Source organism: Arthrobacter sp. 2MCAF14 (genome assembly GCF_052115645.1).
GTDB lineage: Bacteria > Actinomycetota > Actinomycetes > Actinomycetales > Micrococcaceae > Arthrobacter.
Window position 1 is genome coordinate 1 of sequence record NZ_JBFRHB010000063.1, and the last position, 14,186, is coordinate 14,186.

Here is a 14,186-nt window from a genome sequence, read left to right on the forward strand (position 1 = left end):
GCTGATGTTGCCGCGATCGAGAAGTTGCTTGCGGGGGTTAGCGCGAACTCGGATAGTTTCGACGTTGATCCGGAAGAGCACGCCAAGACAATCGAGCGGCTCGCTGCCGGCCGTGGTGCCATGACGATTGTTGGTACCCCTGAGCAGGTCGTCGCATCCCTGCTGGAGCTGACCAACGCCGGACTCGACGGAGTGGCGATCTCCTGGGTCGACTACGACGAGGGACTCCAGCAGATGGAAGACGACATCCTGCCCCTCATGATCCAAGCCGGCCTCCGCAGCTGAACCGCAGCAGACCGACCCCCGGCTACCCGTGGGGACGGTCGGACCGCCCGGCGGAACAGCACCTATTGCGGTGCACCCACAACCGCGCTTAATGGAGAGGAACACCACATGTCGACAAGCGCCACAGCAGTCCGGACGGACGAGCAGGTTCGACTATCGCTACAGGATTCTGTGCTTCTGATCGAGATGGTGCGGGACAGTAACCGCAATGCTCTTACGACTGAGATGAAGCACGCACTAAGCGAAGCTCTCATCGAGGCTTCCAAGCCCGAGGTTCGCTGCGTAGTCATCACAGGAACCGGGAAGGCATTTTGCGCCGGAGGCGATGTCAAGGCAATGCATGAACTGCAGTCTCCCGGAGCGGCGGACAAGGCGATGCGCCAACTGCACGAAACCATCGTCCTGCCTCTGTTGCGGCTCGCGAAGCCGACGATTGCAGCGGTCAACGCCGTGGCAGCCGGAGCTGGCGTCGGCCTAGCTCTTGCTTGCGATTTTCGCGTGGTTTCGAGGCAGGCGGATTTCGTCTTGGCATTCAGCCGTATTGGACTTGTGCCGGATTTTGCCGTGTCCTACACGCTGCCGCGCCTCGTGGGCGCAGCGAGGGCCAAGGAACTTGCCTTCATCAAGGGACGATTGACTGCCGAGGAAGCCAGCCAGTGGGGACTCGTCACAGAGCTTTGCGCACCGGACGCCGTCCTCGGACGTGCAATGGAACTTGCCAAGCAACTTGCCGCTGGTCCCACTGTTGCGCTCGGGCTCACCAAGCGCATGCTCGACGACAGCTTGTCGTCGAGCATCCATGACGCGCTTCAGCTCGAGGCAGAAAGTCAGCGTGACGCGTGGTCAACGAGGGATCACGAGATCGCCCGTAACGCGTTCATCCAGAAGAATGACATGCCGTCTTTTCAAGGTCGATGAAAGGTACTCCAGAGAAATGCCTAACGAAATGATTCAAGGTCCACTCGCTGGACACCGCGTGCTGGACTTCACGCAGCTAATCGCGGGTCCCTCGGCGGGTGTGATGCTCGCAGACCTTGGGGCCGAGGTGATCAAGATCGAACGCCCAGAGGGTGAACTGGGGCGCAATGTGGGACCGGAAGTGGGGATTCCCGCTATCTTCGCCGCGTACAACCGCGGCAAGCGGGCACTTGCGGTAGACATCAGAACCCCCGAGGGTCGCGAGATCATCAAAAGGCTTATCGCGACGAGTGACGTTCTCCTGCAGAACTTCCGACCCGGGGTCATGGATCGGCTCGGCTTCAGCTATGAGGCAGTAAAGGCAATGAACCCCCGCATTGTCTACACGTCGTTGTCCGGGTATAACCCGGACGGTGCTGGAAGGAACTTGCCAGGCACTGACGCGGTATTGCAGGCACAGTCCGGCCTGATGGCCATAACCGGACCGGAGGATGGCGAGCCCTATAAGGTCGGCATCCAGGTCGTCGATGCGGCCACCGGACTTGCCATCGGCCAAGCTATCCTCGCTGCTCTACTCCAGCGCACCTCTACCGGCGTGGGTGCTGACCTTCGTCTGTCACTCTTCGAGGTGTCGACCTATGTGCAGAGCTCTGCGTTCGCCATCGCCTCCCGCTTTGGCGAAGAGGTTGAACGTGGCGGCAACACGGCTGGTGCTCTGGGTGCTCCGACGGATATGTTCCGCGTCGCAGACGGATATTTGCAGGTAGTCGCTTACTATCCGGATCAGTGGAGGAAGCTGTGTGACCTGCTGGAGATTCCCGAGATCCATGACGACCCTCGTTTCGTCACCAATGCCGATCGAATCGCCAATAAGAAAGAACTCAAGGGGGTTCTCGCACCGATCTTTGCCCAGAAGGGGCGGGCGGAGTGGGCGAAGCTGCTCGGTGAAGCGGGCATCATTGCTGGGCCTGTGCGCTCTCACCTGGAAATCGTCTGTGACGCTGAACTGCGCGGTTACGGAGATTTCGCCTGGGTTGATAACGACATGACTGAGCCGCATTGGTTGCCGTCTACACCGTACCGCTCCAGTACGTGGGATCGGGTCGCCTCATACCGCCCGCCGCGGCTCGGGGAAGACACGCTAGAACTTCTGGACGAAATCGGGTTTGCTCCTGAAGAAGCGCAGTCGCTCCAGGAGCGAAGTATCATTTACGCACCGAGCAAGGAGAGTGTATGAGCCCCCGAGTGTTCGCCAGCATTGACGAGTTCGCATCGCAGGTCGGCAATGACCTCGGATGCGCCGATGGGCCCGTCATAACGCAGGCAATGATTGATGAATTTGCCACCTTGACGGGCAGCGACGACTGGATTCACACCGACCCCATCCGGGCAGAAAATAGCCAGTTCGGCGGAACGCTCGTGCACGCCGACCTGGTCTTGTCGATGATCCCGCGCTTGATGGACAAGATTTACAAGGTGGAGGGTGTCACGCTATCGCTGATCTACGGCAGCGAACGAGTGCGCATCACGAGCCCGATTCCGGTCGACTCGAAGCTGCGACTCAGCGTGACGATGCTCGACGCGACCGTCAAAGGCGAGGGCGTGCGAGTGACGCTGAAAGTGGTCGTCGAGACCGACACCGTTGACAAGCCCGTCGTCATCGCCGAACCCGTGTACTGGTACTCGAGCGCTCCAAAGCTGCACCAGGCGCAGAAGGCTGCTGAGGACGACAAAGCCAACACTGCCGTTCTGATCGATCGCGTAGTGACGATGTTCCGCGAAGCGACACCTAGGGAGAGCGTGACTCTGGAGCAACAACGCGAAGGATTCGAGCTCGTACTCGCTCAGCTACCCGTGCGGCACAACGCCTCTATCGCCGCCGCGACGTATGGCGGTGTAGACGGGTACTGGGTCCAAGCTGAAGGTACTTCAAGAGCCCGCACCGGTGTTCTGATACATGGGGGCGGATACGTCATGGGTTCGGCGAAGGGGTACTGCGCATTCGCCGCGGAGGTGTCCGCGGCGACCGGCGCGCGAATATTTGTTGCTGAGTACCGGCTCGCCCCTGAGCACCCTTTCCCAGCGGGTGTCGACGATACGCGCCGGGTACTTGCAGCTGCGCTCGATGAGGTCGGGCCGCAGTCCTGCTTTGCGGTCGGAGACTCCGCGGGTGGGGGACTAGTACTCAGCTCCCTCCTCGAAATGCACGGCGTCGGTGCGCCCCTGCCCGCCTGTGTGGCCATGGTGTCGCCTCTCATCGACCTGACGGTCACCAATCCCAGCTTCGAAGAGCTCGCGAGCATCGATCCCATTTGCAGGCAAGCGGGAACCCGCCGGAATGCTGCCTTGTATCTGAACGGCCAAAGTCCCGAGCAAGCTCCAGCGGCATTCCCCATGTCGTCCGATCTCAGCTGGATGCCCCCGACCCTCTTGCTGGTGGGCGGTGCCGAGGTACTGCGCGATGATTCGCTGAACCTAGCCGACAAGCTCCGCCGAGAAGGCGTGAGTGTCGACTACAAAGAGTACGCCGACATGGTCCACGTCTGGCCCCTGTTCTCATCGTTCCTGCCCCAGGGGCAGCAGGCACTGGACGAGATCGGTGCGTTCGTGAGGGCGCAAGTATCTAGCCAGTTATCGCCAACTAGTTAGTCCTCCGAAGCGTGATTCGAATCGCTTCACGACGAAAGGTATCTTATGGAAAACGAAGCGCCGGCAATCGCCGGAGATCTCTTTAGGAACGTCCTCGGTCACTATCCCACCGGGGTATCCATCATTACCGCCGACGTGGCCGGTAGTGGGCCTGTGGGCATGGTTGTGGGCACCTTCAACTCTCTGAGCCTCGACCCGCCCTTGGTGTCGTTCATGCCCGCCAAGTCATCAACCAGCTGGCCAAAGATCCAATCATCGGGTTCGTTTTGCGTGAACGTGTTAGGTGCCAGCCAAGGAGAACTGAGTCGTCAGTTCTCCGCCCGCGACGGGAAAAAGTTCGAGGGCGCCGACTGGAGGCCGGCACCAACCGGATCCCCCATTTTGAGCGGCGTGACCGCATGGGTCGACTGCAAGATCGAGCAGGTCTTCGACTCGGGCGATCACGAGATCGTGGTCGGCAGAGTAATTGACCTCAACGTTGAGTCCGACGAGTTGCCAATGACGTTCCTGCGTGGCCGCTTTGGACAGGTGCATCTGCCGGACCCGTCGCCAGGGAATGGTGCGGGTGCAACCGCAGCGGATGACTCTTCGGCGAAACTCGCCGAAGAGGTGGCCGCATTGCTGGGCTTGAACGCATTCGAGGCACGTGCCTGGGCCGAGACTCGTGAGCAGGTCATAGAGCGGTTGTTGGTCGGGTTTCTTGAGGTTCTGCTGAAACGCTTCGACGAGCGGGTCGATGTGGCGCAAACTCCCGAGGCGCAACTCGAGGCACTGGTCAGAGTGTCGTTGGACACCCTCCGTGAGTACGGTGCCGCTGCGATCATGTTTCAGAGTGAACGAGCAAGTCTCACTCTCGGGGCGTCGAAGCGGCTGAAGGGACTGGAAGAGGACTTCCGCAACCGCTGGACAGCGGTAATTCAGCGCGGCACGAGAAGCGGAGTGTTCTACGAAGCCGACGCAAGAATGGCGCAACAGTTCATTTGCGATTCGTTGTTCTCAATCGCTCGGTGGTTCCGTGACGGAGGTCGATTGGAACGTTCAGAGGTAGAAGACGCCTTCACGGCGTTCGCACTCAATGTTGTTCGGCCCTCGGACCTTCCTCGGACGCAATAAAGCAGCGAGCGAAGCTTATTTGACCCGAACCGTCCCGCTGTTTCTTGTGCCGGATTACTTGTCCGCTAAGGACACATGTGCGGTTTCCTGTTCCGCGCCGCTTGCGGCTTCGGCTAGAAATTTGGAACCGGGACACGGTCGCGGCAATCGCCACGCAGGCAGCGCTGTGGACGTCCAATGGAAGAGAACCCGTGTCTCGTATCGGTACAGGCAGAGGGTGTTTCATCGATGTGTAAGGGGTCCGCCCTAATAGATGGTTGACCCCCCACCTCGACTCGGCTTCCATGCTCTGCAGATGCCGCAGCTTGTGCTGCATCACATCCGTGCCGTTTGGTCGCATACTGGACATCAAGATCCTAGTCCAGCATGCTCCCGAACGTGCCGTGATCATCGACACTTCACTCCACTACCCGCATCGCGACGGCAACATCGCGGCACTGGACGACGGACAGGTGGAGAGAGCGATTAGGTCAGCACCCAGTTCAGCCGGCCGATAACGAAGGCTTGGAACGCCATCTCGACTGGCTCGTCCAAGGCAACTCCAGGGGGTCATTCCGATCGCGTGGCAATACCCCCTTGCCGCAGACTACGAAGGCGAACGGGAAACACCCATGTCGCTCGTCGAAGAATGCCGTCTGCGCAAGCGGCAAATCCCCAACGCTCTAGCGGCTGCCAATCCGGCTAACCGGATCGTGCGACCAGACCTGATGGTCAAGCTGATCCGCGTGATCTTGACGATAAGCCCCGTGCGGCCTACCGACGACATGGTTCAGCTGCACTGAGTGCTGAATACGTAATTGACTGCTTCTAGATTTAATGTCAAAGCCATGAGCAGTCGATTGCCCTGGCGTCGACGTTCCACAGAGTTGATCCGCGCGACGCGTCTCGGCCCAGACGACTTTCGCCGGTATGGACCGTGTCACGGCAGCCTTGAGCAGTCGGGACGCGCAGGCATTCCCGACCCAGGCTCCAAGCGAAAATTCGCATTCGCCAAGACCGCGTGAGAGTACTGCCGCTACATTGATCGAGTAATTGACTGGAGCGGTGGACGACAGCGCCCTTACTTCCGGTAGGTCAGTCGGCGAGGTCTCTTGCTAGCGTACGCCTCATATCTACTGCGGCTCGGCTGGCGCGTGGGCGGTGGAGCCTCGAACGATGAGCTTCCCCTCGAGCCGTCGCCGCTGTGGCGAAGGCCCTTGTGTTCCCTCAATCCGCTGCAGGAGTAGCTCTACGCTTATCCGGGCCATGTCTGTAATCGGCTGATATACCGTGGTCAGGTCGTACGCAGCCCAGCCCGAGATCGAGATGTTGTTGTACCCGATCACCCAGAGGTCCTCCGGAACACGGATGTTGGACTTGCGAGCGGCGTCGAGTACGCCGTAGGCGACAAGATCGTTGACGCAGAAGATCGCATCAGGTTTGCTCTTGCTATTCCATAGGTGCTCGACTGCCTGCTCGCCGGAAGCGTAGAAAAGGTCTCCGTAGACGACGCGACTTTCGTCTATTGGGGACCCGAGGCTCGCTAGGCGCTTCCGGAAACCTTGCTCGATTTCACGCCCTGGGCTGAACGCTCGACCCCCTACCCACGCGATTTTACGACGATCATTCTGGATCAGGTAGTCAGCTACCCGGCCGCCGCCTTGTACGTTCGCTCCGGCCACCGTGTCCGTCGCCACACCGCGGATCGTGCGCCCCATGAGCACGATCGGTGCACCGGCATTTATATCGGCCTCAAGCTCCGGCATGTGATCGACTGCTGTGGTGTAGATTAAGCCGTCGACGGACCGCTCGCGCAGCGCCTGCAAAGCATCCGGGGCGCTACCATCAGCGTTGGCCAGCCATACACTCAAACGGAGTCCGTGACTGGACACGTGTTCGTGGACCTGTCCCATCACTTCCAGGGAGTACAAGTTGACAGGCGTAGCCACGACGACCCCGATCGACCTTGAGCGTTGGGTACGCATTGCTCGAGCAGAGGCGTTAGGCACAAACCCAGTTTGATTAAGGACCTCCGTGACCGCGGCGCGGGTCTTCGCCGAGACATTGGGGTGCCCGCTCAGGACGCGCGACACTGTACTTTGCGACACGCCGCTCAGCCGCGCGATGTCTCTGCTCGTTAATATGGCTTTTTCACTTGTAATGGTCACAACACAGATACTAGCGTCGAAACCTGCCCAACACAGTGTTCCCAGGTGTCTTATGGCGTACGTATTCAAGAAACGTCGCGAGAAAGGGCTTGCTGAGTTCCTCTCCGGGGCGATATTCGTCAAGGATTTGAGTTTGGTGGGCGGGTTTTCGGAGGGCCGGTTGGTCCACCGGCATCGGGCGAGGAGTTTGGGACCGTCGATGCTCCTATTGTCGTCAAATCAGTCAGAGACTGGCATTGAACGCTGCTAACGGTTGCTCATGATGGACGGATTGACCGCGGCGGGCAGTGAGGCTCAGGGCTCCCCAGCAGCTGAATCAGGTCACGGACCTCGTCACTGGAGATCTCGCCATCGATGATGTCTCCTATTTCATCCAGTCTGGACACCGCTTCCACAATGGGATTCTCCCAAACTTCCTCATAGTCGATGTTCAAGGGCTGGATCGGTCCGCCCTTCTGGTTCGCGATATAGCCACGGCGTACAAAGGATGCCCAAGATTGCACCAGGTCGTTCGGGTAGACACCCTGGTCCAGCCCCCGTAGGACAGAAACAACAGCCCCCGGCGAAATGACTAAGGCTCCGCCAAATGAAGCTGCAGCTTCACGAAGGGCTACGTGGTCAATGGACATGAGAACAGGCAAGGAGAGCACTTCTCCCTTGAGGACTTGGGCCAAGGCTCTCTGGACTGCCGGGTGCGTGCTCATCGTCGATTTCCGTTCGGTGCCATGCCTATGTATAGCCCATCGGAACAAACTTAGGTGACGGATTGCCAACGACTCGTTTGCGTCGCCTCGGGTGACATTCCCTGTACTAGTGGGGATGGCGCCGGTATGTCGTCGGCTCTCGTCTCATGCATAACATCGGTCAGTTCGGGATTTTGGCTGTCTGTTCTGACTGGGTCTCAATGAACGTGTGACTTGCTCAGTCAACCATTGTCGGTAGGTCGCCGCGAGGTCGTCATTACGGATGTGTCCGCGTTCCAGACGCGACAGGATGGACACCCATTGGCCAAGTTCGCCGGCTACGGTCGTGATGGTGATCCCGAGTTCGTTCCGCATGCGGCGGAGGTCGGAGTTGTTGGGTGCCGGCCGGGGGTTGGTGATCTGGCGGTAGATTTCGCGGGCTGCGTAGCGTTTGAGGCAGCGCATGATTTCGCGTTTGCTCTTGCCCTCGGACGTCCGTTTGGCCACGTAATCCTTGGTTCGTTGGCACGACGCCATGCGGACCAGGACTACCTGATGCAAGGCGTTATTGGCGCTGCGATCGCCGCCTCTGCTGAGCCGGTGGCGGGTTGTCTTGCCAGATGAGGCTGGTACCGGGGCGACCCCGACGAGTGATGCGAACTGGGCTTCGTTCCCCAGACGGTCCGGGTTGTCGCCGACAGTGATCAGCAGCTGGCTGGCTACTTCGGTCCCGACTCCTGGGAGATCACAGAGCATCGGAGCATAGCTGTCGAGGACTTCCTTGAGTGCTGCGTCAGCAGCCTCGATTTCTGTTCCTAAGGCCTGGCACCTGGCTGCCAATGCTTTCAGCGTCAGTAGGGTCACGTACTCGGGGTCCGCCAGGTGTCCTGAAGGTCTCGTGCGCTGCAGGGCAGTAATCAGCGCGGAGGTGGTTAGCGCTCGGTATTTCGCCCGGACATTGTCCGGGGCTGATACGAGGAGGGCCTTGATTTGGTTGATGGCGGCGGTGCGGGCCTTGATTGCTGATGCGCGCCCGGAACGTAGGATCCGCAGGCATTCGACGGGGCCGTCTTTGGCCTTCGGGATCGCCTTTGTCCGTCCTTCGAGTACCGACTTGGCCGCTTGGTAGGCATCCAGCGGGTCGGACTTCCCCTTGAGTCGGCGGGCGGCCCGGTTTGGGCGGTTGACCTCCAGCACGGTCAGTCCTTCACCCCGGAGGGTTCTGGCGAGCTCGGCGCCGTACGATCCGGTTCCTTCGACCCCGACGACGATGACTGTGCCGTAGGAGGTGATGAAGTCGATGATTTTCCGGTATCCGGATCCCACGGCCAGGAATTCCTTGTCCGCGAGGGGTTTGCCGTGTTCGTTGATGACGGCTACGTGGTGTGTGTCGGCGTGGGTGTCGATGCCCGCGATGACTTTTGTTGGTTCGCTTGCCAAGATGGAAATTGCCCCTCAGTCGCGTCGAATGTTGATTGATCGGGCGCGGGCCAGGTGGGCAGACAAAACGGTAATGGGACTGGTCGTATCAGGCTCCTATGAGGTCATGTCCGCCTGGCTCGACACCCCTTTTAACGGACCTTGAGCCGGCAGACAGATCGTCGGAAAGACAGTGCCGCCAGGCACGTCAATTTTTGGCTGGGTCATGCCGGCTCAAGGACTGTTCCAGTATTACCGTTTTTGGCTAGCGTTCTGGTCCTTCGCCGCGCGGCCGTCATATTTTCCGTCGTTTCTACGGCCTTGCCGAAAGCGATGCCGTAGTGCACATCTGTGGCGGTGTGCAGGCCTTGCACCAGTCCACGAAGCCGGCTACGAATTCCCGGCGTCGAGGATGGAGCAGAACCGCTCCGAAAAGGCCGGTGCGTATCTGAGGGTCTTGAACCACGCCCCGTGTACGGGTTATCACTTCTGGCTCGGGGCCTTGAGTGCGAGCATGTAGCGATCGAAGTACGTGCCCCTGACCCGGCCGGGTAGCTTGGTGATGTCCTGCCCCGGTGCTGTGGCGACCAGTTCCGGGTTCTTGCATGTCGGTTACTTGGCCGGGCGGTGGTCGGCGATCAGCCCGATCGCGGCCAGGACCCGGTAGATGGTGGAAACCGATTCCATTGGTAGATGCCCTCGCCAGTAGTCGGGCATAGATCTGGATCGGAGCCAGATGGATTATATAGTCGGGCGAGTTTACTGTTTTCAGGATGAGCGCGCCTTCAGCCTCGGTGAGCTTGTTCGCCGGAACGACGAGTGTGGAGAGCACGGGAGCCGGGGGTAGATTGACGGCGGGTGGCACCGTGGCGCGAGTCCCGTCAGGCCTGCGCTGCACGGGTACCGATAACGGCAGAAGTCGGGTTACGTAGGAATCCTATTAGCGCTTTTTGAACCAGGGCTGCTGCTCATTGTCCTCGGAGATGTCTTCCAAGAGCTGCTGTACTTTTCCATGATTGTCAACGCGGTTCAGTCCGGGGCAGCTTGCGTTCGCTCACCCTCGCCGGCGTCGACGGGCGATTTTGGCTTGCTGCGCGGTAAGCTTGCCGACTTTCTCGGTGGGCTTCTTGCCCTCGAGGACCCCCTGCTCGCGCAGTCGGCGCCGGATCAGAGATGCTTACAGGCCCCGCTCCCGCAGATAGGTCCCGCCCTGATCGCGTTCGTAGGCAGCCTCGTATGCGTCCAAATGATCAAGCTTCTGCGTCGGAGTAAACAACAGCCTCGGCGTCGCACCTCCGGCAAGGGGGGACCGGGGCAGCTCCTGCGGCTATCTTCCCGCACCGGGGTCAAATACAAACTGGACATGCAAAATGAACCCCTGACGTTCCTCAGACTGATCACCCGGCTTTTTGATCTGCGTGCCCATCGAAAAGCCGGTCCTCCGACTCCGCGCAATGTTCGCACCTGTCAAGTTTGTGGCTGATTCGTGCCCGACTTCCCCGGCCACCTCACGCACGACATCGCGACGTCGCTCGCCACGGTTGGCCAAATCAGGATGCGACCTACACTTTCGTGTTGGATCAGCCCTGATTATGCGAGACCGTCTAACGACTCGCGCTCTGATTGACATCGTATTCAAACGCCGGTACCTTCAGTGTTCGTCGTCTCAGAAACCCACAGGTGCAGGTTCCTGAGTGAACGTGATGATCGCCTCTTTATATAAGAACCCTCAATTACGCGCGGATCATTATGAAAGTGAGCGCGAACGAGGCTCGAGTCCATCACTTCACCGACCACATCATCGATCGATGTCGGCAGCGGCTGAGAAGCCAAAGCCACCAACGGAGGGCGATTGACGGGCGACTCGAGCAGCCCCATGCAGGTGGTGCCGAAGGAGGTCGATTCAGGATCGCCCACCTTCCGTCTGGCGATGAGCCCTTTTTAATCATCCTCTTTTAGCGTCTCGCCGATAGATTGACATCGTATTCAAAGCAGGGTAGCGTGTTGGTGGTCGTCCCACAGGCGCTCAATGGTGCGGCGCCTGAGTCAGGCTACTAATCGCCTCGATAAGAACTCTCAATGGTGAGCGGCTCTTTACGGCATTGAGCGAATGACACATGAGTCCATCGCAGTATCAAGCACATGTCGAGCGGACCCAGGCAAGGCGACGGTTCATGCGCGGCAAACCGGTCTTGGCTGGACGAGCTAAGGGTTGAACGAAGCGCCGAATTGACGGGGTGCCGCCGAGCGGCAGTTCCTGCATACAACAAGGGAGTCTTTAGTTGACGGACAGTATTCTCGTCACGGGTGGCACTGGGCAGATCGGTGCGGAAGTCGTGCGACAGCTTGTAGGACTAGACCATCGGGTGGTCGCGCTGGACTTCAAAGTGAACAGAGCCAATATCGCGGATGTCATTGACGACGTTGTGGTGGTAGAGGGTGACATTACTGATCTCTCCTTCTTGATGAAACTCGCTCGACGCGAGAATGTCACTCGAGTGCTGCATCTGGCCGCATACCTAGCGGTTGAGTCCAATGCGAATCCGATGCGAACAATCCACGTGAATATTGTTGGTTCTGGAAATGTTCTAGATACAGCTGTAGCCCTCGACATCGAGCGTGTTTGCTACGCCAGTACGGTCTCCGTCTTGGGGCCGCAGGGGATGTATGGAGACTCGCTGGCAACGGAGAACTCACCCACGTCACCAATGCATCTGTATGCCGCCAGCAAGAGAACTGTTGAAATCACCGCTGACGCCTATCGGGATCTCTTCGGCCTGGATGTAGTAGGTATCCGACCTGTTCTCTCATACGGGATGGGCCGCTACACGGGCGGCATGGGGGGATTCAACTCAATGATCCGTGATGTGGCACTGGGCCGTCCCGCCGTATTGAACCAGACCAAAAATTTGTCGAGTCGGCTCCAGCTGATCTACAACGCTGACATGGCCCGCGCCTTTGTGGCGGCCATGGTCGGCCCCTCCACACCGCTGTCGCTCTACAACGCCCCGGTAGTGGAGACGATCACCTGGCATGATGTGATTCACACACTTCAAGAGTTGGTTCCTGGTACGCATATCTCTCACGAATCCAATTCCGGAGATTGGGAAACGGCGCTCATCGACGGCAGTGCGGCTCAACGCGATCTGGGCGTGATACCGCAGACCGATTTCCGCGCCGGCGCCGCCGAGATGATTGCGGTATTCCGCGAACAGGAATCGAACACCTCCCGTAGCTTGACGTGAACTGAGCACCGGGACTCTGTCGCAGATGCCGAACACATGTGATTGATGATTTAAGTCGAAGGAGAATCGTGGAACTGAAAGACGCAACCGTGCTGGTGACGGGAGCTGCATCCGGACTGGGCGCGGCAACTGTGAATGCCCTCCTCGCGAGAGGCGCCACTGTGGTAGGCATTGATTTGCCTTCCTCTATCGAACAGGCTCCTAGCAAGGATCGACTGACATACGTAGCCGCGGACGTTACGAACGAGGATGAGGTGAGGGCGGCGCTCGATGCAGTCGGAAATGGCGTTCTTCGCCTTGCTGTCAATTGCGCGGGGATCGGACCGGCTCGTCGGATCCTGTCATCCAAAGGCACCCACGATCTAGCGACGTTTCAGCGAACAATCGATATTAACCTCGTTGGCACATTCAACGTGATGCGCCTCGCTGCCGAGAAAATGTGCGAAAAATCTGCGGATAAAAACGGCCAGCGCGGCCTCATCGTCAATACCGCGTCTGTTGCGGCGTTCGAAGGCCAAATTGGACAGATCGCATACTCAGCATCGAAGGGTGGAGTCGCCGCGATGACAATCGTGGCCGCTCGAGACCTTGCACGGTCCGGAATCCGGGTGAACACGATTGCCCCCGGCATTGTAGATACTCCGATGCTGGCTACCGTGGCTGACGACTACAGAGCGCGGCTCGCCGCGGGAGTTCCCTTCCCCCAGCGGCTCGCGCGACCCGACGAGTTTGCGCAACTCGTCATGATGCTCGCCGAGCACGACTACATCAACGGCGAAACCGTGCGAATGGACGGAGCGCTCCGCATGGCGCCTCAGTAGCCGTCAGCGCTGCAGCAATTGGGCTTCTGTGTTTGTCTATACCCCATGGGACAGCGTGATGAACGATGGAGACCGCGCTGCGTTGTCTGTGATCAGCACAAACCCCAGACTGAAATCTGCCTCGGTGGATGCTAATGCGCGGAGTGAAGGGACCCGGAAGCTGCTCGCGGATGGTCATATTGATCAAGAGGCGATCGATTCTTTGATCGATTGCCGTATAACGCCTTTCGGTAGTGATTCGCGGCGGTATTTGGCGGGTTTTCGGCAGCGGTAAAGTGACGCAACCACGGGAAACCCCAACGGGCGGCTCGAAGCAGGCAGGTACTAGGCGGTCTTCTCGAAGTCTGCAGGAGAGAAGTTTTCACGTTCTTCCACGCCTCCGGTAACCGATGCGGTGAGACTGTTCGCGATGTGCGCGCGGGCCAGTCCTGCTGCCCCGGGCCCGTCTCCGGCGGTAACGAGTTCAAGGATCTCGTGGTGCTGGTTCAGGTCGATAGTGCGTGGCTCATCGCCGTCAGGGAGCTCCAGGCCGATGCGCCGGTAGCCATCGGACTTGTCCCACAGGTGAAAATCGTTTCCGCCCACGTGGGCACCATTCTTGGAATCGAATCCAAAGTAGGGCCTTCCTGGAGACTTCCCACGGTGGCCACGACTGCAGCTTCGCAAAGGTCTTCTATGAGCACGTCATGCGGTATCGCATTCAATGCTGCTATGGTATCGTATTCATAAGTGTTGGGTGGTGTGGTTGTCTGGGTTGTTTCGGGCGCCGCGCATGATTGAGCTAAGTCGAGGTGGAGTCTTGTCAGCAAGGACGGAAGAGATGTTGAACGTGCCTTCGGAGGCGGTGGATGTTCGTGTGGACAAGTGGTCGACGCCGGTTTTGAATGATGAGAATCGGTTGAAGTT

Annotated in this window: 11 protein-coding genes and 2 pseudogenes; 8 read left to right on the forward strand and 5 right to left on the reverse strand. The window is 59.1% G+C overall.

From position 1 onward, the window contains the following. The 6 genes and pseudogenes from AB4074_RS23610 to AB4074_RS23635 form a co-directional block, all read left to right on the forward strand. A pseudogene (locus AB4074_RS23610) lies at positions 1–285 on the forward strand (hypothetical protein); the annotation flags it as partial. A gap of 108 nt (positions 286–393) precedes the next feature. Beyond that, complete coding sequence (locus AB4074_RS23615; RefSeq protein ID WP_441415565.1) at positions 394–1,203, forward strand: enoyl-CoA hydratase/isomerase family protein; 810 nt, start codon at positions 394–396, stop codon at positions 1,201–1,203. Positions 1,204–1,219: 16 nt separating this feature from the next. Beyond that, complete coding sequence (locus AB4074_RS23620) at positions 1,220–2,440, forward strand: CaiB/BaiF CoA transferase family protein (RefSeq protein ID WP_441415566.1); 1,221 nt, start codon at positions 1,220–1,222, stop codon at positions 2,438–2,440. Beyond that, the gene (locus AB4074_RS23625) at positions 2,437–3,852 is read left to right on the forward strand and encodes an alpha/beta hydrolase fold domain-containing protein (RefSeq protein WP_441415567.1); all 1,416 of its coding nucleotides are present in this window, start codon (positions 2,437–2,439) and stop codon (positions 3,850–3,852) included. The genes AB4074_RS23620 and AB4074_RS23625 overlap by 4 nt, the downstream gene beginning before the upstream one ends. Before the next feature lie 45 nt (positions 3,853–3,897). Then, positions 3,898–4,965, forward strand: coding sequence for a flavin reductase (locus AB4074_RS23630; RefSeq protein ID WP_441415568.1), 1,068 nt, complete (start codon positions 3,898–3,900; stop codon positions 4,963–4,965). Positions 4,966–5,576: 611 nt separating this feature from the next. Further along, positions 5,577–5,747 (forward strand): hypothetical protein, encoded by a 171-nt coding sequence (locus tag AB4074_RS23635; RefSeq protein ID WP_441415569.1) that lies wholly within the window; start codon positions 5,577–5,579, stop codon positions 5,745–5,747. A 330-nt stretch (positions 5,748–6,077) separates the two neighbouring features. On the opposite strand, the gene AB4074_RS23640 is transcribed toward AB4074_RS23635, so the two are convergent. The 4 genes and pseudogenes from AB4074_RS23640 to AB4074_RS23655 all read right to left on the reverse strand — a co-directional run bounded on the left by AB4074_RS23640 (position 6,078) and on the right by AB4074_RS23655 (position 9,235). Then, positions 6,078–6,929 carry a substrate-binding domain-containing protein gene (locus AB4074_RS23640; protein WP_441415575.1) on the reverse strand — a complete coding sequence of 284 codons (852 nt, stop codon included), beginning with the start codon at positions 6,927–6,929 and terminating at the stop codon, positions 6,078–6,080. Between the two features lie 27 nt (positions 6,930–6,956). Continuing rightward, a pseudogene (locus tag AB4074_RS23645) lies at positions 6,957–7,112 on the reverse strand (LacI family DNA-binding transcriptional regulator); the annotation flags it as partial. A gap of 257 nt (positions 7,113–7,369) precedes the next feature. Then, positions 7,370–7,816: a hypothetical protein gene (locus AB4074_RS23650; RefSeq protein WP_441415570.1), complete on the reverse strand. Its 447-nt coding sequence runs from the start codon at positions 7,814–7,816 to the stop codon at positions 7,370–7,372. A 144-nt stretch (positions 7,817–7,960) separates the two neighbouring features. Continuing rightward, entirely contained in the window at positions 7,961–9,235 is a 1,275-nt protein-coding gene (locus AB4074_RS23655) for an IS110 family transposase (protein ID WP_441415571.1), read from the reverse strand. 2,261 nt (positions 9,236–11,496) lie between these two features. On the opposite strand from AB4074_RS23655, the gene AB4074_RS23660 reads away from it, so the two are divergent. Both AB4074_RS23660 and AB4074_RS23665 read left to right on the forward strand, forming a co-directional pair. After that, the gene (locus AB4074_RS23660) at positions 11,497–12,459 is read left to right on the forward strand and encodes an NAD-dependent epimerase/dehydratase family protein (RefSeq protein WP_441415572.1); all 963 of its coding nucleotides are present in this window, start codon (positions 11,497–11,499) and stop codon (positions 12,457–12,459) included. Between the two features lie 68 nt (positions 12,460–12,527). After that, the gene (locus AB4074_RS23665) at positions 12,528–13,280 is read left to right on the forward strand and encodes an SDR family NAD(P)-dependent oxidoreductase (RefSeq protein ID WP_441415573.1); all 753 of its coding nucleotides are present in this window, start codon (positions 12,528–12,530) and stop codon (positions 13,278–13,280) included. Positions 13,281–13,604: 324 nt separating this feature from the next. On the opposite strand, the gene AB4074_RS23670 is transcribed toward AB4074_RS23665, so the two are convergent. Further along, the gene (locus AB4074_RS23670; protein WP_441415574.1) at positions 13,605–13,865 is read right to left on the reverse strand and encodes a hypothetical protein; all 261 of its coding nucleotides are present in this window, start codon (positions 13,863–13,865) and stop codon (positions 13,605–13,607) included. Between the last annotated feature and the right edge of the window lie 321 nt (positions 13,866–14,186).

Excerpts from the sequence above, each read along its gene's own strand:
- AB4074_RS23615 (WP_441415565.1), top strand. The coding sequence starts at position 394 with ATGTCGACAAGCGCCACAGCAGTCCGGACGGACGAGCAGGTTCGACTA.
- AB4074_RS23620 (WP_441415566.1), top strand. The coding sequence starts at position 1,220 with ATGCCTAACGAAATGATTCAAGGTCCACTCGCTGGACACCGCGTGCTG.
- AB4074_RS23625 (WP_441415567.1), top strand. The coding sequence starts at position 2,437 with ATGAGCCCCCGAGTGTTCGCCAGCATTGACGAGTTCGCATCGCAGGTC.
- AB4074_RS23630 (WP_441415568.1), top strand. The coding sequence starts at position 3,898 with ATGGAAAACGAAGCGCCGGCAATCGCCGGAGATCTCTTTAGGAACGTC.
- AB4074_RS23635 (WP_441415569.1), top strand. The coding sequence starts at position 5,577 with ATGTCGCTCGTCGAAGAATGCCGTCTGCGCAAGCGGCAAATCCCCAAC.
- AB4074_RS23640 (WP_441415575.1), bottom strand. The coding sequence starts at position 6,929 with ATGCGTACCCAACGCTCAAGGTCGATCGGGGTCGTCGTGGCTACGCCT.
- AB4074_RS23650 (WP_441415570.1), bottom strand. The coding sequence starts at position 7,816 with ATGAGCACGCACCCGGCAGTCCAGAGAGCCTTGGCCCAAGTCCTCAAG.